Consider the following 20,402-nt stretch of genomic DNA (forward strand, 5'->3'; position numbering starts at 1 on the left):
CCCCCGTACGTGAAGATCCCCGCCACGACCGCGACCGTCCGCGTGCACCCGGCCCGCCGCGCCGACCACCCGCTGTCGAAGTCGAAGTTCGCCGTCTTCAACAGCGGCATCGTGCACGCCCCGACCTACCGCCGCGACGAGGCCGCGCTGCGCGCCGCGCATCCCGAGTCGGTCCGCATCGACATCGGCTGGGGCGCCCAATGGATCGGCTACGAGCGCCCGATCAGCACGCCCACGCCGGACGGCTTCGTCTACGACTTCTCCGAGCTGGACGAGATCGGAACGTTCCTCAACGGCCTCGGCATCCGCCCCTACTGGTCGTACTGCTACGTGCCGGCCCCCTACCAGCCCGAGGGCGGCGACTGGCGCGACCTCGCCGACGACGCCGGCTGGGCGGAGATGGTCCGCGCCTACGTCGCCGGCGCCCGCGAGCGCGGCGTCAAGGTCGGCTACCACGAGGTCTACAACGAGCCCGACCTGCGCGACGAGAAGACCGGCGAGGCCGTCTTCTACGGCGGCGACCTGGACGACTACCTGCAGCTCTACCGCACGGCCGCGCCCGCGATCCGCGAAGCCGACCCCGACACCCCGGTGGGCGGCCCGGCCCTGGCCATGGTGCTGCCGAACGAGCACTGGATCCCGGCCTTCCTCGACACCGTACGGTCGGAGAAGCTGCCGCTGGACTTCTTCTCCTTCCACCACTACGGCACCCACAGCGTGCATGTGGCCCTGGAGAAGGTGCTGCGCCACCTGGAGGAGCGCCCCGATCTGGCGGACGTGGAGGTGCACCTCAACGAGTACAACTCCTACCCGGTGCACTATCCGCGCGGCGGCACCCAGGACGGCCACCACATGGCGGCGGCCCTGCTCGCCGACTTCGCCACGCTCCTCGCCGCACCGGGGCTGACGAAGGTGAACTGGGCGCAGTTCCTCGACAGCGGCCAGGACAACTACTCGGGCATGGTCACCATCGACGGCGAGCGCAAGCCGGTGCTCAGCGCGTACGAGTTCTACCAGAACATGCCGACCGATCGCTGTGTGATCGAGATCGACGGCCCGCCCGAGGTCGGCGGGCTGGCCGGCGTCGAGCCCGGCCGGCTGAGCGTGGCCGTGTGGAACCGCTCGCCCCGCGCCGTGCGGGTCCGCCTCGACCTGGGCGAGGGCACGTACGAGAGCGTCGCGCTGCGCAGGATCGACGACGGCAACGACGGCGCCGAGGCCGAGCACCTGCCCGCCGAGCGCTTCTGGGATCTGGAGCTGCCCCGCGGCGGCGTCGCCCTGCTGGAGGCGACCGACACCGCCGCGCGGACCGCCCCGCCCGCCCCCGCAGGCGCCGTCCGCCGGGTCCGCCACCGCTACACCGCCCGCACCACGAGCGCGTGGGCCGACCTGGACGAGGCCACCACCACCTTCCGCCTCGGCACCGCGACCGACCCGCACGCCGTGCCCGTCATCACCGCCGACCTGGAGGGCTGCGGCGAGACGATCACCGTCACCGGGCGGCTCACCGACGCGTCCGGCGCGCCCCTCACCGGCGGACGGCTCGTCGTCCGCATCGACGGCGGCCTCGGGCAGAGCCGCGAGGTCTACCTGGACGAGCAGGCCCCGCAGACGGTGGACCTCACCGGCCTCGCCGCCGAGCTCGGCCGGGCGCGCGTCACGGTCGCGCTGCGCGGCGCGCCCGAGCACGCCTTCGCCACCGTCACCCTCACCTGACCACCCTCACCAGCGCATCATCGGGGACCTTAAGGAGTACCGTGCCCACGCCCTTGCACGACCAGCATCCGCGCCCGCTGCTGGCCCGCGCCGACTGGCAGGACCTCGGCGGCGACTGGCGGTTCGCCTACGACGACGGCGACGTCGGCCTCGCCGAACACTGGCAGCGCCGCGATGACGTGTTCGACCAGACGATCACGGTGCCCTTCCCGCCGGAGTCCCCGGCCAGCGGCATCGGCGACACCGGCTACCACCCGGTGCTGTGGTACCGCCGCACCGTCGAGGTGGCACCGCCGGAGGCGGGCCGGCGGGTGGTGCTGCGCTTCGGCGCGGTCGACTACCGCGCCGACGTGTGGGTGAACGGCGAGCACGTCGCCTTCCACGAAGGCGGCCAGACCCCGTTCGGCGCCGACATCACCGACGCGCTGTCCGCCGACGGCCGGCAGGTGATCGTCGTACGCGCCTTCGACGACCCGCACGACCTGGAGCAGCCGCGCGGCAAGCAGGACTGGCAGGAGCGCCCGCACGTCATCTGGTACGAGCGCACCACCGGCATCTGGCAGCCCGTCTGGCTGGAGGAGGTGCCCGCCGACCACGTCGAGCACCTGCGCTGGACGCCCGGCGGCACCCCCGGCGAGGTCGATCTGGATCTGCGGCTGGCCCGCCGCACCACCGGACCTGTCCAGGTGACGGTACGGCTGGAGCTCGACGGCCGCGTGCTGGCCGAGGAGACGTCCACCGTCACCGGCTACCGGCTGCGTACGCGCCTGGTCGTGCAGGACGGCGACCACGACGCCGAACCGCACCACCTGCAGTGGACGCCCGAGCGGCCGACCCTGTGCCAGGCGACGATCACCGTCCACGGCGAATCCTCCGAGGACGTCGTGCACAGCTACGTCGGGTTCAGGACGGTCGGCACCGACGCCCGGTCGTTCCTGCTGAACGGCCTGCCGTACAAGCTGCGCATGGCCCTGTCGCAGGGGTACTGGCCGCAGTCGCACCTGGCCGCCCCGGACGCGGCGGCGCTGCGCACCGAGGTCGAGCTGATCAAGCAGCTCGGCTTCAACGGCATCCGCGTCCACCAGAAGGCCGAGGACCCGCGCTTCCTGTACTGGTGCGACCGGCTCGGCGTGCTGGTGTGGGCCGACGCGGCGGCCTCGTACTCGTTCAGCCCGCGCTCGCTGGCCCGCATCACGCGCGAGTGGATCGAGATCGTCGAACGGGACGCCGGCCACCCGTGCGTCGTGGCCTGGGTCGCGTTCAACGAGAGCTGGGGCGTGCCGCAGGTGGCGCATTCGGCCGCGCAGCGCGACGCCGTACGCGGCCTGTACCACCTGCTCAAAGCGCTCGACCCGAGCCGGCCGGTGATCGGCAACGACGGCTGGGAGTACGTCAGCGGCGACCTGCTCGGCGTCCACGACTACACCCACGACCCCGAGACCATCCGCGACCGCTACGCCGCCCGCCTGGAGGACACCGTCGCCACCGGACGGCCGGGCGGCCGCGCGCTCACCCTCACCGGCGACGCGCCCGCCGTGCCGGTGGTGCTCAGCGAGTTCGGCGGCTTCACCCACGCCCCCGACGACCCCACCACCTGGACCGGCTACGGCGTCGCCGACACGCCCGAGCAGCTCCTCGAACGGCTCGGCACGCTGCTGGACGCCGTGCACGAGGCCGGCGACCTGGCGGGGTTCTGCTTCACCCAGCTCACCGACACCGGACAGGAACGCAACGGACTGCTGACCGAGGACCGCAAGCCCAAGGCCGACCCCGAGTCCATCGCCCGCATCATCCGCGGCCGGAGGTGACCGCACCCATGAAAAGACCGTTGAGAACCCTCGCCACCGTCGCGACCACCCTGCTGATCAGCACGGCGCTCGCCGCCCGGCCCGTCCACGCAGCCGACGCCACCGTCACCGCCGACTTCGCCACCCCGTCGACTACCCCCTCGTCAAGAGCAAGTTCGGCCTGTTCAACAGCGGGTACGTGTCGCCGGCCCGCTGGAAGCGCGACGCCGCCAAGATGGCGGCGCTGCGGCCGGCGCGGGTGCGCTGGGAGACCATGTGGGGCAACGAGCAGCACGGCTGGACCCCCTTGGTCACCGGCTCGCCCTCCCACCCGCGCTACCACTTCGCGCAGATCGACCGGCTCGCCGACCTCATCAAGACCGCCGGCGCGCAGCCGGTGCCCGCGCTCACGTACACGCCCGGCATCCTCAAACCGCCCGGCGGCAACTGGAACGACCCGCCCAAGGACCCCTCCGTGTGGGCTACGAAGATCGTCCCCGCCCTCGTCGCCCACTGGAAGAAGACCGGGCGGCGCGCCGGCTCGTACGAGATCTGGAACGAACCCGACCTGCCCGGCGTGTTCTGGACCGGCACCCAGCAGCAGTACCTCGACCTGTACCGCGACGCCTCCCGCGCCATACGCGCCGCCGACCCGGACGCCTACGTCGAGGGCCCGGCGCTGTGCTGCGTGGGGTGGAAGACCGAGTTCGTCAACCGCGTCCTCGCCGACAACCTGCCCTTGGACGGCTTCTCCTTCCACGCCTACACCGACGCCACCGACGGCAGCCTGGAGAACAACTACCAGGGAGCCACCGACTCCGGCCTGACCGCATACCGGATGGCCACCGTCGACGACAACCTCAACGAGTACAACTGGTCACACGACTTCACCGTGCCCACCGACGTCATCACCCACCGCGGGGCCGCCGAGCTGCTGAAGAGCTTCAAGGCGCTGCTGGCCAAGCCGTGGATCACGCACGTCGAATGGGCGCAGTTCCAGGACCCGGTCTGCCCCACGACCTGCGACGTCATCGGGCTGCTCGACCGCGAGGGGCACGTGCGGGCCTCGTACAACGCTTTCAAGCTGTACGCCGGCATGCCCGTGGCCCGCAAGCAGCTCACCATCGACGGCGCGGTCGACGGCCTGGCCTCCTCCGACTCCCACAAGTCCGGCGTGCTGCTCTGGAACACCTCCGGCATCACCCAGGACGTCACCGCCTCGTTGACCAACATCCCCTTCGCTGAGGGCGACTTCCGCGTCTACCGCATCGACGCCGACCACGCGAGCTACGAGGACAACCCCGCCAGCGAGACCCTCACCCCCGTCGAGCAGCAGCTCGGCGTCTCCACCGCCGGCCTGACCTGGACGGGCACCATCCCCGACCACGGCATCGTCTACCTGGAGGCCGAGGACGGCACCGGCACCTCGTCCCTCGACCCGGTTGACGTCGGCACCGTCATCCGCGACCTGCAGTACATGCCGAACCACGGCAAGAAGAGCTACGCGAGCTTCGACCGCCGCACCTGGACCGCCGAGATCGGCATGGGCACCGAGACCTGGGCCGACACCGCCGCCGGCGTCGTGGCGACCGACCTCCCCGGCACGTTGCGCATCCGCGCGGAGAGCACCGGCACCTTCCAGAACCTCGACGCCAACAGCCTGCACGGCGTGCGCATCGACTTCGAGACCGCCTCCGGCTACACCAAGGGGGTGCTGCTGCACGGCGGCCTCTACAACAGCACCCGATCCGCTCCCATGCCCTGGGGCACCAAGCGGCAGGCCGACCAGGTCATCCACGTCACCGACTTCTCCGACTTCACCGTCAACCTGCCCGACCTCGCCCCGCCCGGCTGGACCGGACGCGTCACCATGAGCTTCCACCAGCAGAACACCGGCCCCGGCACCCGCACCACCTTCACCGTCCGGCCCGCCTGACACCCCGGCCTGTGCGTCCTTCCCGCCGTACCGGGTTGCGGCGGGGAGGACGCACACATTCGGACGACGCGCGCAGCGGGCACCGGCATACCGGCGATACAGGCGAAGGCCGAAGCGTCTCAGGCCAGGTGGTCGGAGAGGTAGCGGCGGACGAGGCGTTTGCACTCGGCGATGAGGTCGGGGTCGCCGTCGGGGTGGACGCGGAAGGCCAGTTTGAGCACGGCGTCGGCCGCCTCCACGGCGACGACGAAGGCGCGCGACAGGCCGTCGCCCGGCGCCACGCCGAGCCGGTCGACGATGAGGGAGCGCAGCCGGTCGGCCACGATCACGTTGTTCTCCAGCGCCTCGTCGAGCATCCGCTGGGTGCCGGGCAGGGCGGGGCCGCCGGGAGCGGCGAGCACCTCGCCGAAGTCCACCACCCCGAAGCCCGGCGTGGTCCGCTTCATGCGGACGAACTCGTCCACGACCAGGTCAACGGTGTCGGTCCAGTCGGACAGCGGCACGGCGGCCAGCCGGGACGCGATCCGGTCGAGGTACGCCTCAAGGTTCCGCAGCGCGAGCGCGCGGACCAGGCTCTGCTTGTCGGTGAAGAACTGGTAGAAGGTCCCGATCGGCACCTCGGCCCGGCGGGCGACCTCCTTGGTGGTCAGGGCGGCGTACCCCACCTCGTCGAGCAGCAGGGCGCACTCGTCCAGCATGCGCTCGACCCGCTCCTGACTGCGGCGCTGCGCGGGCCGTCGGCGTAGCGCTCCCCCTGTCGTCATTCCGCCATTCTCTCCCGCTTTTCGACCAACCGAGCTAACATGAGTTTCCCTCATATTAGCTGAGAGAGGCGGCACTATGTTCCTCTGGGGCACGGCCACCGCGTCCTACCAGATCGAAGGCGCGGTGAACGAGGACGGCAGAGGGCCCTCCGTCTGGGACACCTTCTCGCACACGCCGGGAAAGGTCCGCGACGGGCACACGGGAGACGTGGCCTGCGACCACTATCACCGCTACGCCGAGGACGTGGCGCTGATGGCCGGCCTCGGCGTCAACGCCTACCGCTTCTCCATCGCCTGGCCGCGGGTGATGCCCACCGGCGCCGGGCCGGTCAACCAGGCCGGTCTCGACTTCTACGACCGCCTGGTCGACGCGCTGTGCGAGCGCGGCATCACCCCCGTGCCGACGCTCTTCCACTGGGACCTGCCGCAGGCGCTGGAGGACGAGGGCGGCTGGCTCAGCCGTGACACCTCCCGCCGTTTCGCCGACTACGCCGCCGTCGTGGCCGAACGGCTGACCGACCGCGTACGGATGTGGATCACGCTCAACGAGCCGTTCGTCCACATGGTGGAGGGATACGGCCTGGGCATCCACGCCCCGGGCAGGGCGCTCATGTTCGACGCGCTGCCGGTGGCCCACCACCAGTTGCTCGGGCACGGCCTGGCCACGCAGGCCCTGCGGGCGGCCGGGGCGGAGCAGGTGCTGATCACCAACAACTGCACCCCGGTCTGGCCCGCCTCGGACTCACCGGAGGACCTCGCCGCCGCCGAGACGTACGACATCCTGCACAACCGGCTGTTCAACGACCCGGTCCTCAGCGGCGCCTACCCCGACCTGACGGCGTTCGGCGTCGAGATCCCCGTACGGCCCGGCGACCTGGAGACGATCGGCCAGCCCCTCGACGGGCTGGGGATCAACTACTACAACCCCACCCGGATCGGCGGCCCGGGCGGCGACGGCCTGCCGTTCCGGTTCGAGGAGATCTCCGGCGTTCCCACCACCGCGTTCGGCTGGCCCGTCGTCCCCGACGGCCTGCGCGAACTGCTCGACTCCCTCAAGGCCAGGTACGGCGAAGCGCTGCCGCCCGTCTACATCACCGAGAACGGCTGCTCGTACGACGGCCTGGACGACCAGGAGCGGATCGCCTACCTCGACGGCCACATCACGGCCATGCGCCGGGCGGACGTGGACCTGCGGGGCTACTTCGTCTGGTCGCTGCTGGACAACTTCGAGTGGGCCGAGGGCTATCACCAGCGGTTCGGGCTGGTCCACGTCGACTTCGAGACCCAGGAGCGCACCCCGAAGGCGTCCTACCACTGGCTGCGGAAGTTCCTGGAGGCTCAGAGCACCGACACGTGAACGTGGTCGTAGTGGTTGGCGGTGATGCCGCCGCGGTCGGACATCATCCGCCAGCCGGTCCGCGTGCGCATGTCGTAGTAGCGCTGCTGCCAGATGATGTACATGATCCCGTACTCGCTCGCGTGCTGGATGCACCACTGGGCGAGGGCGTCGCCGCGCTCCTTGGCCACGGCGTCGGGCATGCGGCCGCCGCTGCTCATCATGAAGTCGCAGGCCCTGCCCTTGCCGTGCTCTCCCGGGTCGCCGGCCCGCAGGCAGCCGACGCCGAACGGCATCGGGAACTGGGACATGATCGCGTTGCGCGTCGAGATCATGCGCTGCGTCAGGCCGGTGCCGGCGTCGGGCGTCTGGAAGCCGTACTTCAGCAACATCCGCTCGATCTCGCCGCGCTTCGCCTTGAGCTCCTTGATGTGGTCCTGCAGCTTGTCGATCTCCTTGGCGGCCGCGGCGGCGGCCTTCTTCTGCTTGGCGACGAGATCCTTGACGCCGTTGAGCCGCTCGGTCCTGGCGGTGCCCAGATAGGCCAGCGTCGCCAGCGAGCTGGGGTCGGCCGACAGGGAGAAGATCCGGGAGGCGTCCGCGCCCCCGCTCATGTACGAGGTCTGGGCGAACGCGGCCACCTGCCGCTGGGCCGCGAGCAGGTCCGACTTCAGCTTCTTGACGTTGCTGGACGCCTTCTGCGCGGCCCTCTTCGCGTCGTCCAGGCTGAGGATCTCGCCGCGATACTCCTTCTGGAGCGCGGCGGCCTCCTGGGTGAGCTTGCGGAGCTTGGCCTGCTGATCCGGCTCGGCCTCGGCGGTGAGCTCACCCGAGATGGCGCCCGAGACGGACGGTGCGATGAGCAACGCGGTGGCGACCACCGCAAGCCTGGCCCAGCGCCGCACGCGACCTCCACTCGGATTCGGCCTGAAACTATAGGAGACGATCTTTACGTCTGCTACCGGAACAGGTGAAACTCTTGGGCCCAAAGCGGACACTCGCCAAGTTTCTCGTTTTGCGACAAACGGCTGGCAGCAGTGGCCGGTCGGCCTGACGGCGTACGCGGGCGGGACGGAGCCCGCGCTGAACGACTGGGCGCGCAGCGACAGCATGCTCGACGACGGTGCCGGCATCACCACGAAGGACCACGAAGGACCACGAAGGACCACGAAGGACACGGTCTACTTCGGCTTCGGCGCGGAGGGTGCGACGACCCAGGCGATGCGGACGGACCTGGTCCGCCGCGCCCTGACGCACCTGCTCGGCAAGCCGCATCGGCAGGACCCGCGGCCCGGCCCGTGCCACCCGGCGCGGGCCGGGCCCCGGCGGCTCTTGCCAAGGCCGAGCAGAACATGGTTCGGTCTCACTGAGTGCGCGAAGACGCGCCCGAGCAGGAGGCAGGCCATGCTGCAGCACGACACGCTGTTCATCGGGGGCGACTGGGTGGCCCCCGCGGGCACCGACACGATCGAGGTGATCTCCCCGCACACCGAGGAGGTCGTCGGCCGGGTCCCGGACGGCGCCGCCGCCGACATGGACCGGGCCGTCGCGGCCGCCAGGGACGCCTTCGACAACGGGCCCTGGCCGCGGATGACGATGGCCGAGCGTGCGGCGGTCGTGGGCCGGCTGGCGGAGATCTACGAGGCCCGCCAGGCCGAGATGGCCGGGATCATCACCACCGAGATGGGCTCCCCCATCACGTTCTCCCAGCTCGCCCAGGCCCCGCAGCCGCTGGGCATGCTCAAGTATTACGCCGGTCTCGGCGCGACGTTCCCCGTAGAGGAGGAGCGGCCCGGCCTGTTCGGCCCGATCGTCGTCCGCCGCGAGCCGGTCGGCGTGGTGGCGGCCGTCGTTCCCTGGAACGTGCCCCAGTTCGTGCTCATGACCAAGCTGGCCCCGGCCCTCGTCGCGGGCTGCACCGTGGTGGTCAAACCGGCCCCCGAGACGCCGCTCGACTCCTACCTGCTCGCCGAGATGATCCAGGAGTCCGGCATCCCCGCCGGGGTCGTCAACATCGTCGCGGCCGGTCGCGAGGCGGGCGAGCACCTGGTCTCCCACCCCGGCGTCGACAAGGTCGCCTTCACCGGCTCGACCGCCGCGGGTCGCAGGATCGCGTCGATCTGCGGCGAGCAGCTCAAGCGCTGCACGCTCGAACTCGGCGGCAAGTCGGCGGCGATCATCCTGGACGACTGCGACCTGCCCTCGGCCATGGGCTTCCTGTCGATGGCCTCACTCATGAACAACGGCCAGGCGTGCGTCGCGCAGACCCGCATCCTCGCCTCCCGCAACCGGTACGACGAGGTGGTCCAGGCCGTCGCCGAGATGGTCACGGGCCAGCCGGTGGGCGACCCCGCCGACCCTGCCACCGGGATCGGGCCGCTGGTGGCCAGGCGGCAGCAGGAACGGGTCGAGGGCTACATCAGGGCGGGCATCGAGGAGGGCGCCAAGCCCGTCGTCGGCGGCCTCGACCGGCCGTACGACCGGGGCTGGTACGTCGCCCCGACCGTCTTCGCCGGGGCCACCAACGACATGCGCATCGCCCGCGAGGAGATCTTCGGCCCGGTGCTCACGGTGATCCCGTACGAGGACGAGGCGGACGCCGTGCGGATCGCCAACGACAGCGACTACGGCCTGTCGGGCTCGGTCTGGACCGCCGACACCGAGCACGGCATGGACGTCGCCCGCCGGGTGCGCACCGGCACCTACGGCGTCAACATGATGCACACGCTCGACCCGAACACGCCGTTCGGCGGCTTCAAGGCCAGCGGCCTCGGCCGGGAGCTCGGCCCCGAGGGCCTGGCCGCCTACCTGGAGACCAAGTCCATCGCCCGCCTGGGCTGACGCGTCCCTCCGGCCCGGCGCGGCGTGCGTGCCGCACCGGGCCGGTGAAACCGCCCAGCGCGCCCCCGCGACGCTGGGCCACACCGTGTGAGGGTGTGCGCCGATCCCCCAATCGGCGGTGCGGGCGGAGACGACCCAGGACCCGCACACCCCCTATAGACGCCCCTTATGGGGATTTGGTTCTAGAAATCCACTGACCAATTTTCCGTACGAGGTCAGGGGTGGCCGCGGCCTCCGCGTGGCCGTAGCCGGGCTCGATCCACAGCTCCTTCGGCTCGGCCGCGTGCTCGTACAGCTGGTAGGCGTGCTCGGTGGGGAAGAACGGGTCGCTGTCGCCGTGCACGATCAGCAGCGGCGTGGGCGCGATGAGGGCCGCCGCCTCGTACGGCGGAAGCGGCACGGGGTCCCACCCGCCGCCGGCGATCCTGGTGCGCTTGACCAGCCGGGCCGCCAGCCGGCCGTGCCAGCGTTCGATCGCCCAGTGGACCTGCCGCATGGGCTTGGTGCCGCGGTAGTACCAGCGGGCCGGGCCGCTCACCGACACCACCCCGTCCACGCCGCCGTGCAGCGCGGCATGCCGTACGACCACGGCGGCGCCCATGGAGAAGCCGACGGTCGCGACGCGCTTGTAGCCGATCGCGCGGGCGTGCTTGACCGCCGCGTCCACGTCGAGGACCTCCAGGTCACCCACGGTCGACTGGCCGCCGGAGCGGCCGTGCCCCCGGAAGTCGAACGACACCACGCCGCCGAACCGCGACAGCACGTGCACGATGCGCCGGGTGTCCGGCCCCCTCCAGGTGCCGGTGAAGCCGTGCGCGACGACGATGCCGAGATCGAGTGAACTGTTGGGCGTGTGCGCCGCGTCGATGCGGACACCGTCCGCCGTGCGCAGCATCGCTCCGAAAGCAGCAGCGAGAGCCATGCCCCCGACCTTATTTCCCACCACTTCACCCCCTGTGCGACGGGGATCTCGTCCAGCCACGCTGAGGAACAGCACCATCTAGAAAGTTCCCAGGGCGTTGCCGATGGAATGCGGCTCGCGGCGGCGGTGTTGCCATCCAGGGTCCCGTACGGCGGCGGCGTGTGGCGGCGACGGGGATCAACTAAAATGGGTAGGCCGTGTATGCGGCGGATGTGCGTCTCGCTTCGGTCCCGGGACGCGGACGACACCCCGACGAACCAGAGCGAGAACTTCACTATGCCTATGAACACCCGCGACGACCTGCGGAACATCGCGATCATCGCGCACGTCGACCACGGCAAGACCACGCTGGTCGACGCGATGCTGTGGCAGTCCGGAGCGTTCCGGGCCAACCAGGACGTCGACGAGCGGGTCATGGACTCCAACGACCTGGAGCGCGAGAAGGGGATCACCATTCTCGCGAAGAACACCGCGGTCAGGCACGGCGGCATGACCCTGAACATCATCGACACGCCCGGCCACGCCGACTTCGGCGGCGAGGTCGAGCGCGGCCTGTCGATGGTGGACGGCGTGGTCCTGCTGGTGGACGCCTCCGAGGGCCCGCTGCCGCAGACCCGCTTCGTGCTGCGCAAGGCGCTCGCCGCGAAGATGCCGGTGATCCTGTGCATCAACAAGGTCGACCGGCCGGACGCCCGCATCGCCGAGGTCGTCGACGAGGTCTACGAGCTGTTCATCGACCTCGACGCGACCGAGGAGCAGATCGACTTCCCGATCGTGTACGCCTCGGCCAAGGCCGGGCGCGCCTCGCTGGAGCGCCCCGCCGACGGCGGGATGCCCGACTCCCCCGACCTGGAGCCGCTGTTCGAGACGATCAAGAACACGATCCCGGCGCCGGTCTACGACCCGTCCGCGCCGCTCCAGGCCCACGTCACCAACCTCGACGCCTCCAGTTACCTGGGCCGGATCGCGCTGTGCCGCGTCCACCAGGGCACGATCCGCAAGGGCCAGCAGGTCGCGTGGTGCCGCACCGACGGCAGCGTGCAGCGCGTCAAGATCTCCGAGCTGCTGATGACCGAGGCGCTGGAGCGCAAGCCCGCCGAGGAGGCCGGGCCCGGCGACATCATCGCGATCGCCGGCATCCCGGACATCATGATCGGCGAGACGCTGGCCGACCCCGACGACCCCCGCCCGCTGCCGCTGATCACGGTCGACGAGCCGGCGATCTCCATGACGATCGGCACCAACACCAGCCCGCTGGTCGGCAAGGTCAAGGGCGCAAAGGTCACCGCCCGCCTCGTGAAGGACCGCCTCGACAAGGAGCTGGTCGGCAACGTCTCGCTACGCGTCCTGCCCACCGAGAGCCCGGACTCCTGGGAGGTGCAGGGCCGCGGCGAGCTGGCCCTGGCGATCCTCGTGGAGCAGATGCGCCGCGAGGGCTACGAACTGACGGTCGGCAAGCCGCAGGTCGTGACCAAGGTCATCGACGGCAAGGTGCACGAGCCGGTCGAGCGCCTCACGGTCGACTGCCCGGAGGAATACCTGGGCGCCGTCACCCAGCTCCTGGCCGTACGCAAGGGCCGCATGGAGCACATGACCAACCACGGCACCGGCTGGATCCGCATGGAGTTCCTGGTGCCGGCGCGCGGCCTGATCGGCTTCCGCACCGAGTTCCTCACCGAGACCCGCGGCACCGGTCTCGTGCACCACGTGTTCGAGACGTACGAGCCGTGGTTCGGCGAGCTGCGCACCCGCAACAACGGCTCGCTGGTGGCCGACCGCGCGGGCCAGGTCACCGCCTTCGCCATGATCAACCTGCAGGAGCGCGGCACGCTGTTCGTCTCCCCCGGCACCGAGGTGTACGAGGGCATGATCATCGGGGAGAACTCCCGCTCCGACGACATGGACGTGAACATCACCAAGGAGAAGAAGCTCACCAACATGCGCTCCTCCACCAGTGAGGAGACCGAGAAGGTGATCCCGCCGCGCGTCCTGTCCCTGGAGCAGGCCCTGGAGTTCATCCGCGACGACGAGTGCGTCGAGATCACCTCGGAGACCGTGCGCATCCGCAAGGTCGTCCTCGACGCGGCCAGCCGTGGCCGCGCCGCCGCCCGCGCCAAGCGCGGCAACTGAGCTCCACCATCCGAAGCCCCCGCCGGCCCGATCGGCGGGGGCTTCGGCTTTCCCACCCGCCCCCACCCGCACCCGCGCCGCCCCACGCCCGGCCTGGCCTATCTCACGCCGCCCCGCACCGGCCTGGCCCGGCGCGTCCGGGCCCCGCTCGCGGCCGGCTCACGGGACCTGCCGGGACGAGCGGTCAGGAGTCTCCGGTGGGCCAGGTCAGCCGGCCCGCGCGCAGGTCGTCCACGATCGACCGCAGCCAGCGCTCCTCCGCCTCGGTGACCGCGAGCAGATACTCGCTCTCGATGGCGGTCACCCTGGGCAGGTCGTCCGTCTGCGCCGCCAGGGCGGCCTCCAGGCCCGCCCTCGTCTCCGCCAGCCGCTCGGCACGGCGTTCCAGCAGCCGCAGCGCGTCCGCGGGCGGGATCATCATCAGGTGTGACAGTGCCGCGGGGAACTGCGGGAACTCCTGCTTCGGCACGGCCAGCATCTGGTCCAGCCACTCGCGGGCGACGCGCCGTCCCGCATCGGTGAGTTCATAGACGGTCCGCTCCGGATAGGCCGGGTCACGGGTGGTCTCGCGGACCGCGATCAGCCCCTCGGCGTGCAACCGCTCGATCGTGCGGTAGAGCCCGGCCCGCTGGCTCACGTTGACGACCTGGTCCTTGCCCCACTGCTTGATCAGCCGCTGCACGGCGTACGGGTGCATCGGCTCGTGGTGCAGCAGCGCCAGCACGGTCAGGGCGAGCGGGGAACTGCGAAGGGAAGCGCTCATGACCCACATACTAGCTTCAAACGAACTAGTTGACGAGTAACTAGTTTCAATGCAACTATCTCCTTGCGAGCGATCAACGGCTCGCTAAGGACGAGGAGTGGTGAGCATGAGCAAGGTGACCAGCGCGTTGGTGATCGGCGGCGGCATCGCCGGGCCGGTGACGGCGCTCGCTCTGGCCAAGGCGGGCATCCGGGCGACGGTGTACGAAGCCCACGACAGCGCAGCGGACGGCGTCGGGGCGATGCTCAGCCTGGCCCCGAACGGGATCGACGCGCTGCGGATCGTGGGAGCGGACGAGGCCGTACGGGCCGTGGGACAGCCGGTCCCCGGCGTCGTGATGGCCGACGGCGCCGGGAACCGGCTCGCCGAGTTCGGCGGGTTCCCCGGCCTGCCGCCCACGCTGGCGATGCCGCGCGCCGCCCTCTTCCGCGCCCTGGCCGATCACGCGGTGACGGCGGGCGTGCGGATCGAGTACGGCAAGCCGCTCGTCTCCGCCGAGGAGACCCCTGAGGGGGTGACCGCCATGTTCGCGGACGGCACCACCGCCACCGCCGACGTGCTGATCGGCGCCGACGGCATCCGGTCCACGGTCCGCACGCTGATCGACCCCGGCGCTCCCGGCCCCGAGTATGGCGGGGTCCTCAGCTTCGGCGGCTACGCCGGTGACGGCGGTGTCCGGGCCGATGAGGGCGTCATGCACTTCGCCTTCGGCCGCACCTTCATCGGCTACTGGCGGCTGCCCGACGGCCGCATCTGCTGGTTCGCGAGCCTGCCCCGCACCGAGCCCCTCACCTACGCCGAGGTCGTCCGCACGCCCGCCGCGGACTGGCTGGCCCGCCTGCGCGACCTCTACGCCGGTCACGTCCCGGGCGAGAAGCTGCTGGCGGGCACCGACCCGGCGGACCTCATGATCACCGGCCCGATGGAGCGCATGCCGTCACTGCCGCGCTGGCACCGCGGCCGCATGGTCCTCGTCGGCGACGCGGCCCACGCCCCGTCGTCCAGCTCAGGCCAGGGCGCCTCGCTGGCTGCGGAGAGCGCCGTCGAACTGGCCCGCTGCCTGCGCGACCTGCCGCCGGCCGAGGCGTTCGCGGCGTTCGAGCGCCTCCGGCGCCCCCGGGTGGAGATGATCGGCGGCGACGCCGCGGCCAAGAACAAGGCCAAGGCCGGGCAGGCCGGCGACAGGCCCGCCATGCCGACCCCCGAGCAGATGTTCGCCCCCGTCCACCGGCACCACATCGACTGGGACGCGCCCGTCACCGCCTGACCGGCGGGGCGGCACCGGCAAGAGGCGTGAACGGCCGGTGAGGATGGCCTCGTGCACCGACTCGGTCAGCCGGCGAGACGCTCCCGGGCGGCCTCCCGCACCTCGCTCGGAGTGCGCCCGAAACGGTTGCGGAAGACCCGGGCGAAGTGGGCCTGGCTGGAGAACCCCCACCGGTAGGCGACGTCGGCGATCCGCGTCTCCCCCGCCCGGGGCTCTCCGAGCTCGACACTGGCCCGCTGCAGCCGACGTTCCAGGATGTAACGGGCCGGGGTCGTGCCGGCCGCATCGAAGATCCGGGCGAGCTGCCGCACCGAGATCCCGAGGACGCGAGCGACCTCCGCGGCGTTCAGCCGCGGGTCGTGCAGGTGTCGCTCGATGTGCTCCTTGGCGATGACGAGCTGGGCCGCGGAGGGAGTCGATCCACCGGAACGCTCCAGCGTGAGCAGGCGGATCAGCCCGAGCACGGCGCGCTGCGTCTCCTCCGGGCCGTCGCCGCCGCGCATCCCGACGAGCTCGCCGAGCAGCGAGCGCAGGCTCGACACGAGCGCGCCCTCGTGCGCGCCGCCCCGGCCGAAGAGCATCGGCACCGGAACGCCGTCGGGCCGGCATGCCTCGGCGAACAGGTCGTGCGGGATGTCCACCAGGATCTGCCGCATCGACGAGGAGAAGCCGAAGAGGTACGGCTTGCGCGTGTCGTAGACCAGTAGGTCGCCGGCCGACGCGGACACGCAGCCGTTCTCGTGCAGGAAGACCGCCTCGCCCCTGAGCAGCAGGCTGGCGAAGACCGAGTCCTTCGGCGTGGACCTCGCCATCTGCGGGGTCCGCTCGATCACGTGCGCGTTGCCCGCGATGTCCGCGAGCCGTACGTCGCCGAGCCGCATGTTGATCTGCCTGGCCAGCAGGCCCCGGTCGGAGTAGGACCGGCAGGAAAGGCCCACCAGCGTCTTGCGGTTGTACTCTTCCCAGTAGTCGATCCGCTCCGCGGGCGCGACGTTCTCCGTCGTCGCCCGGGAGATCACGGAGACCGCGTTCGCGGGCATCACAGATCTCCTCACCGCTTCATGCCCTGGATTGCCTGACAGACCAAGCCCTGCTGCACGTGGCCCGGCTGGCGTCGGCATTTGCCGGGCCCGCCTTCCTTAGCGCAGCAGTATGTCCGGAATCAGACGCAAAGGTAACCCCCGTCCACCGGAAGCACCGCCCCTGTGATGTACGACGCGGCGGGCGAGCACAGGAACGCGATCACCTGGGCGACGTCGCCCGGCCTGCCGTACCGTCCCAGAGGGATGCGGGCCAGGACCTCCGCCGCGGCCCGCGGGTCGTCGAGCAGGCCCCGGGCGAGCGGGGTCTCCACGAACCCCGGCGCGACCGCGTTCACGCGGACGCCCTCGGCCGCGTACTCCGCCGCGAGCGACCGGGTGAGCTGGGAGACGCCTCCCTTGCTCGCGCTGTACGCCGGCCTGTCCCTGCTGCCGAAGAAGGCGAACATGGAGGAGACGTTCACGACACAACCGCCCGTCTTCGCCAGGTGCGGCCGGGCGGCCTCGCAGGCGACCATGGTGGCGGTCAGGTTGACGTCGATCACGCGCCGCCACCGGTCCAGGTCATACTCCCCGCGGTCGTGGCTGACGCCCGCGCAGTTCACCAGCATTCCGATCTCCGGCTCCGCACGGACGAGCCGGGCCAGACCATCCCGGTCGAGGACGTCGTGCTCGATCACGCGGACGCGCGGATGGGCCGGCCGCTCGCCGGCGACCTCGGGCGCCAGGCCGAGGGCCACGACGTCGGCGCCGAGCTCGGCGAGCAGGGTGGCCGTCGCCGCCCCGATCCCCGACGTCCCGCCGGTGACGAACGCCGTACGGCCGGCGAACAGGTCACCGCGGAATCCGCTGGACGTGGACTGATCGGTCATGTGCGTGCGCTCCCTTCGCCTGGCCGCACCAGAACCTTGATCTGATCGCCGCCGCCCAGCAGGGCCTCGAACCCGTCACTGACGACGTCTCGGAGGGGGATGGTGGAGGTGACGATCGCCGTGAGGTCCACGCCCTCCTCGACCAACCGGATCAGGTCGGGATAGACGTCCCGATAACCGACCGTGGCGATGATCGACTGCTCCCTGTTGACCAGCGCGAACGCGTCGATGCTCACCGTCCCGGCGAGCCCGGCCAGCACGACCCTGCCACCGCTCCTGGTCGCCTCCAGGCAGGTGCGCAGGGTGCCTTCGGAGCCGACCACCTCGAACGCCACGTCCGCGCCCTCGCCTCCGGCCGCCCGCCGCATCAGGCCGGGCAGGGCATCGCGGTCGGCCACTCGCACCAGGTCGGTCGCGCCGAGCCGGCGGGCCAGGTCGAGCCGCGCGGGGGAGAGATCGGCGACGATCACCCGGCCGGCGCCCTCCCGCACCGCCAGCATCACGATGAGCAGGCCGATCGGGCCGAGGCCGACCACCGCGACCGTCTCGCCCGCCCGCAGTCCCGACCGGCGCAGCGCGTGCAGGGCGACGGCCGCCGGTTCGAACACGGCCGCCTGCTCCAGAGGGACCGTGTCGGGCAGGCGGTGCAGCATGTAGGCGGGTACGGTCGCCCGCTCCGCCATTCCGCCGTGGCCCATGAGCCCGGCGAAGCCGAAGTGGCGGCAGATGTTGTACTCGCCGTTCCGGCAGCGAGGGCAGGTGCCGCAGCGGTAGTGCGGCTCCACCGCGACCCGGTCGCCGGGCGCCAGGCCCCGCACTTCCGGGCCGACCTCGGTGATCGTGCCGCAGAACTCGTGGCCGAGGACGAGCGGCGCGGTCACCCCCGACTCGGGATGGGGGTGGGTCACCGGGATGGCGTGCGGCCCGTCGGCGTACTCGTGCAGGTCACTACCGCAGATGCCGCAGTAGGCGACCGCGAGGGTGACCTCCCCGGTGCCGGGGGCGCGGACGGCGACGTCGACGACCCGGACGTCCCGCGCCCCATACCAGACGGCAGCCCGCACGAGGCCGTCCAGCGGGCCGTTCACCGGGCCGTTCACCGGGTCACCTCCGCCGCCTGCGGCGCAGCACGGCCGGAGCCGTCTCCCGCAGGGCGAACGAGAGCAGGACGACGATCAGCGCGCCGCCTGCCGCGATGAACATCGCGGTCTGCAGGCCCCACAGGTCGGAGGCCCACCCGGAGATCATCGGGCCGAGGAACCCACCGGCCAGCTCGCCCACGCCCATGATCAGGCCGAGGGCCGTGGCCAGCGTGCCGGGCGGCACGGTCTCTGCCGGGATCGTGGCCATGAACAGTGTGAAGCACCCCAGCCCGGTGTAGGTGAAGATCATGATCAGGCCGAGCAGCGCCGGGCTGGAGACGTAGACGATCGCGATGGGGCAGAGCACCGCGAGGGCGGTGAAGCCGATGAGTGCCGGCTTGCGGCCGATCCGGTCGGAGATGCCGGGAGTGGCGAAGCCCCAGAGCACCCAGGCCACGCCCAGGCAGGTCATGACGCCGCTCATGGTGCCCGGCGTGAACCCCTTGACCTCCGTCAGGTACGTGGGGGTGAACGTGATGAGGGTGACGAACCACGTCAGGTAGCAGCAGGCGATCAGCATGCAGATCACCACGTTGCGCAGCCTCAGCACGTCCTTCAGCGCAAGCTTGGACTGTCCGGCGGCGCCGTCCCGTGCGGTCTCCGACGCGGTCCTGATGAGCGGCGGCCGCTCCCGGACGAACCTGGCGATCAGCGCGGCGATCACCAACCCGGGGATGATGGTGACGTAGAACGCGATGCGCCAGCCGTAGGACTCGGCGATCCACACCACGACGCCCGGGGCCACGATCCCACCGAGCAGACCGGCGGACGAGCCCTGCAGCAGGCCCATGTTCAACCCGCGCCGGCTTTCCCGGGACGCCTCCACCATCAGGGACTGCGCCATCGGGAGCACCGCCCCCTCGGCCGTCCCCATGAGGGCACGCGCGGCGAGCAACCCGGCGAAGCCCGCCATCAGACCCGACGCCGACGAGAAGAGCGAGAAGAGCACCACAGCGGCGATGAGGATCGGCTTGCGCCGGCCGAGCCTGTCGGACAACCGGCCGGCCACCATCCCGGCCAGCGCCCAGGTGAGTGCCAGCACGCCGGACAACGTGCCCAGCTCGCCGTTGGACAGCCCGAAGTCCGCGTCCATGTACGGGGCGAGGAAGGACAGGGCCTGCCGGTCGAAGAAGACGAACCCGAAGGCCAGGAAGAGAAGGAGGAGAAGGCGGTTCTCGTACCGCCTCGCTTCGCGTTCCACTCCGTGGGGGGTGGACGTCGTGATGTGGGTCATCGCGTTCCTCGTTGGGGGGCAGGCCGGTGATCAGCGGAACAGCGAGTTGACGTAGTCGGCGCCGATGCCCACCTTCTCGTAGTGCTCACGGCACATCGCGATGTAGTCGTGGACGTCGAAGATGCCCTGGGCTTCGCCGTTCTCGTCGAGCCACACGAGGGGCCCCTTGACGATGAAGAACGTCTTCATCGGCTCGCCGCTGTCGTAGGCCACCAGCGTGTGGCCCTCGCCCGGAGCCTCGTAGACGAAATCGCCCGCCGTGGCGGTCCAGGGGCGCTCCAGATAGCCCCACTTTCCGGAGATGGTGTAGGCGAACACCTCGTGCGGGTGGTAGTGCCGGTTGACCAGCCCCGCCTCCTTCGCCCGGAGGATGTCGGCCCAGCTGTTGTCCTTGACGTTGATCCAGAGAGGACGCGACCCGACGGTCTCGCTGAACGGCACGTAGTAACGGTCGTCATCGGTGGCGACCTTGGAAAGGTAGACCTCCGGCAGCGCGTCCGGCTTCTGCGAGTTCTCGATCGGCTTGAGGTTCTTCCAGAACTCCGACGTGGGGGTTTCGGGCATGTTTCCCTCTCCTTACGTGTGTTGTTGGAGAGTGAACCCTTCGCGGCGTCGGTCGTCTTTCCTGTCTCGGACATCGCCGCTTGCCTAT

Annotated in this window: 16 protein-coding genes; 7 read left to right on the plus strand and 9 right to left on the minus strand. The window is 70.8% G+C overall.

The window, feature by feature from the left end:
* Window positions 1-9: 9 nt before the first annotated feature.
* The 3 genes from HCK04_RS06710 (at window position 10) to HCK04_RS06720 (ending at window position 5,439) form a co-directional block, all read left to right on the plus strand.
* A complete protein-coding gene (locus tag HCK04_RS06710; RefSeq protein ID WP_142646005.1) occupies window positions 10-1,716 on the plus strand; it encodes a hypothetical protein in 1,707 nt (568 codons plus the stop codon).
* 41 nt (window positions 1,717-1,757) lie between these two features.
* On the plus strand, window positions 1,758-3,524 hold the full coding sequence (locus HCK04_RS06715; RefSeq protein WP_142646006.1) for a sugar-binding domain-containing protein: 1,767 nt from the start codon (window positions 1,758-1,760) through the stop codon (window positions 3,522-3,524).
* A 178-nt stretch (window positions 3,525-3,702) separates the two neighbouring features.
* The gene (locus tag HCK04_RS06720) at window positions 3,703-5,439 is read left to right on the plus strand and encodes a hypothetical protein (RefSeq protein WP_142646007.1); all 1,737 of its coding nucleotides are present in this window, start codon (window positions 3,703-3,705) and stop codon (window positions 5,437-5,439) included.
* A gap of 119 nt (window positions 5,440-5,558) precedes the next feature.
* Here the strand turns inward: HCK04_RS06720 and HCK04_RS06725 are convergent, their stop codons facing one another.
* On the minus strand, window positions 5,559-6,203 hold the full coding sequence (locus HCK04_RS06725) for a TetR family transcriptional regulator (RefSeq protein WP_142646008.1): 645 nt from the start codon (window positions 6,201-6,203) through the stop codon (window positions 5,559-5,561).
* 76 nt (window positions 6,204-6,279) lie between these two features.
* On the opposite strand from HCK04_RS06725, the gene HCK04_RS06730 reads away from it, so the two are divergent.
* Complete coding sequence (locus HCK04_RS06730; protein WP_142646009.1) at window positions 6,280-7,560, plus strand: GH1 family beta-glucosidase; 1,281 nt, start codon at window positions 6,280-6,282, stop codon at window positions 7,558-7,560.
* On the opposite strand, the gene HCK04_RS06735 is transcribed toward HCK04_RS06730, so the two are convergent.
* Window positions 7,542-8,444 carry a hypothetical protein gene (locus HCK04_RS06735; protein WP_142646010.1) on the minus strand — a complete coding sequence of 301 codons (903 nt, stop codon included), beginning with the start codon at window positions 8,442-8,444 and terminating at the stop codon, window positions 7,542-7,544. The genes HCK04_RS06730 and HCK04_RS06735 overlap by 19 nt on opposite strands.
* A 499-nt stretch (window positions 8,445-8,943) precedes the next feature.
* Between HCK04_RS06735 and HCK04_RS06740 the strand changes: the two genes are divergently transcribed.
* On the plus strand, window positions 8,944-10,380 hold the full coding sequence (locus HCK04_RS06740) for an aldehyde dehydrogenase (RefSeq protein ID WP_142646322.1): 1,437 nt from the start codon (window positions 8,944-8,946) through the stop codon (window positions 10,378-10,380).
* A gap of 166 nt (window positions 10,381-10,546) precedes the next feature.
* Here HCK04_RS06740 and HCK04_RS06745 read toward each other — a convergent pair whose 3' ends face one another.
* The gene (locus HCK04_RS06745) at window positions 10,547-11,302 is read right to left on the minus strand and encodes an alpha/beta fold hydrolase (RefSeq protein ID WP_240971081.1); all 756 of its coding nucleotides are present in this window, start codon (window positions 11,300-11,302) and stop codon (window positions 10,547-10,549) included.
* A 276-nt stretch (window positions 11,303-11,578) separates the two neighbouring features.
* On the opposite strand from HCK04_RS06745, the gene typA reads away from it, so the two are divergent.
* On the plus strand, window positions 11,579-13,432 hold the full coding sequence (gene typA, locus HCK04_RS06750) for a translational GTPase TypA (RefSeq protein ID WP_142646011.1): 1,854 nt from the start codon (window positions 11,579-11,581) through the stop codon (window positions 13,430-13,432).
* Window positions 13,433-13,616: 184 nt separating this feature from the next.
* Here typA and HCK04_RS06755 read toward each other — a convergent pair whose 3' ends face one another.
* On the minus strand, window positions 13,617-14,195 hold the full coding sequence (locus HCK04_RS06755) for a PadR family transcriptional regulator (protein WP_142646012.1): 579 nt from the start codon (window positions 14,193-14,195) through the stop codon (window positions 13,617-13,619).
* Window positions 14,196-14,301: 106 nt separating this feature from the next.
* Between HCK04_RS06755 and HCK04_RS06760 the strand changes: the two genes are divergently transcribed.
* Window positions 14,302-15,462, plus strand: coding sequence for an FAD-dependent monooxygenase (locus HCK04_RS06760; protein WP_142646013.1), 1,161 nt, complete (start codon window positions 14,302-14,304; stop codon window positions 15,460-15,462).
* A gap of 65 nt (window positions 15,463-15,527) precedes the next feature.
* Here the strand turns inward: HCK04_RS06760 and HCK04_RS06765 are convergent, their stop codons facing one another.
* From HCK04_RS06765 to HCK04_RS06785, 5 genes are all read right to left on the minus strand, one after another.
* Window positions 15,528-16,502 carry a helix-turn-helix domain-containing protein gene (locus HCK04_RS06765; RefSeq protein ID WP_142646014.1) on the minus strand — a complete coding sequence of 325 codons (975 nt, stop codon included), beginning with the start codon at window positions 16,500-16,502 and terminating at the stop codon, window positions 15,528-15,530.
* Window positions 16,503-16,624: 122 nt separating this feature from the next.
* Window positions 16,625-17,374: an SDR family NAD(P)-dependent oxidoreductase gene (locus HCK04_RS06770; RefSeq protein WP_142646015.1), complete on the minus strand. Its 750-nt coding sequence runs from the start codon at window positions 17,372-17,374 to the stop codon at window positions 16,625-16,627.
* Entirely contained in the window at window positions 17,371-18,474 is a 1,104-nt protein-coding gene (locus tag HCK04_RS06775; RefSeq protein WP_205829937.1) for a 2,3-butanediol dehydrogenase, read from the minus strand. Before HCK04_RS06775 ends, HCK04_RS06770 begins: the two co-directional genes overlap by 4 nt.
* A gap of 4 nt (window positions 18,475-18,478) precedes the next feature.
* Window positions 18,479-19,750 carry an MFS transporter gene (locus HCK04_RS06780; RefSeq protein ID WP_142646016.1) on the minus strand — a complete coding sequence of 424 codons (1,272 nt, stop codon included), beginning with the start codon at window positions 19,748-19,750 and terminating at the stop codon, window positions 18,479-18,481.
* A gap of 30 nt (window positions 19,751-19,780) precedes the next feature.
* Window positions 19,781-20,314 (minus strand): 2,4'-dihydroxyacetophenone dioxygenase family protein, encoded by a 534-nt coding sequence (locus tag HCK04_RS06785; protein WP_142646017.1) that lies wholly within the window; start codon window positions 20,312-20,314, stop codon window positions 19,781-19,783.
* Window positions 20,315-20,402: the final 88 nt, after the last annotated feature.

Origin of the sequence: Microbispora sp. CL1-1 (assembly GCF_012034195.1) — a bacterium.
Classification (GTDB): Bacteria; Actinomycetota; Actinomycetes; order Streptosporangiales; family Streptosporangiaceae; genus Microbispora.

What these genes read in the sequence shown, in the direction of transcription:
- typA (WP_142646011.1), top strand. Translation starts at nt 11,579, where the DNA reads ATGCCTATGAACACCCGCGACGACCTGCGGAACATCGCGATCATCGCG.
- HCK04_RS06730 (WP_142646009.1), top strand. Translation starts at nt 6,280, where the DNA reads ATGTTCCTCTGGGGCACGGCCACCGCGTCCTACCAGATCGAAGGCGCG.
- HCK04_RS06770 (WP_142646015.1), bottom strand. Translation starts at nt 17,374, where the DNA reads ATGACCGATCAGTCCACGTCCAGCGGATTCCGCGGTGACCTGTTCGCC.
- HCK04_RS06760 (WP_142646013.1), top strand. Translation starts at nt 14,302, where the DNA reads ATGAGCAAGGTGACCAGCGCGTTGGTGATCGGCGGCGGCATCGCCGGG.
- HCK04_RS06745 (WP_240971081.1), bottom strand. Translation starts at nt 11,302, where the DNA reads ATGGCTCTCGCTGCTGCTTTCGGAGCGATGCTGCGCACGGCGGACGGT.
- HCK04_RS06785 (WP_142646017.1), bottom strand. Translation starts at nt 20,314, where the DNA reads ATGCCCGAAACCCCCACGTCGGAGTTCTGGAAGAACCTCAAGCCGATC.
- HCK04_RS06780 (WP_142646016.1), bottom strand. Translation starts at nt 19,750, where the DNA reads ATGACCCACATCACGACGTCCACCCCCCACGGAGTGGAACGCGAAGCG.
- HCK04_RS06725 (WP_142646008.1), bottom strand. Translation starts at nt 6,203, where the DNA reads ATGACGACAGGGGGAGCGCTACGCCGACGGCCCGCGCAGCGCCGCAGT.
- HCK04_RS06755 (WP_142646012.1), bottom strand. Translation starts at nt 14,195, where the DNA reads ATGAGCGCTTCCCTTCGCAGTTCCCCGCTCGCCCTGACCGTGCTGGCG.
- HCK04_RS06765 (WP_142646014.1), bottom strand. Translation starts at nt 16,502, where the DNA reads ATGCCCGCGAACGCGGTCTCCGTGATCTCCCGGGCGACGACGGAGAAC.
- HCK04_RS06740 (WP_142646322.1), top strand. Translation starts at nt 8,944, where the DNA reads ATGCTGCAGCACGACACGCTGTTCATCGGGGGCGACTGGGTGGCCCCC.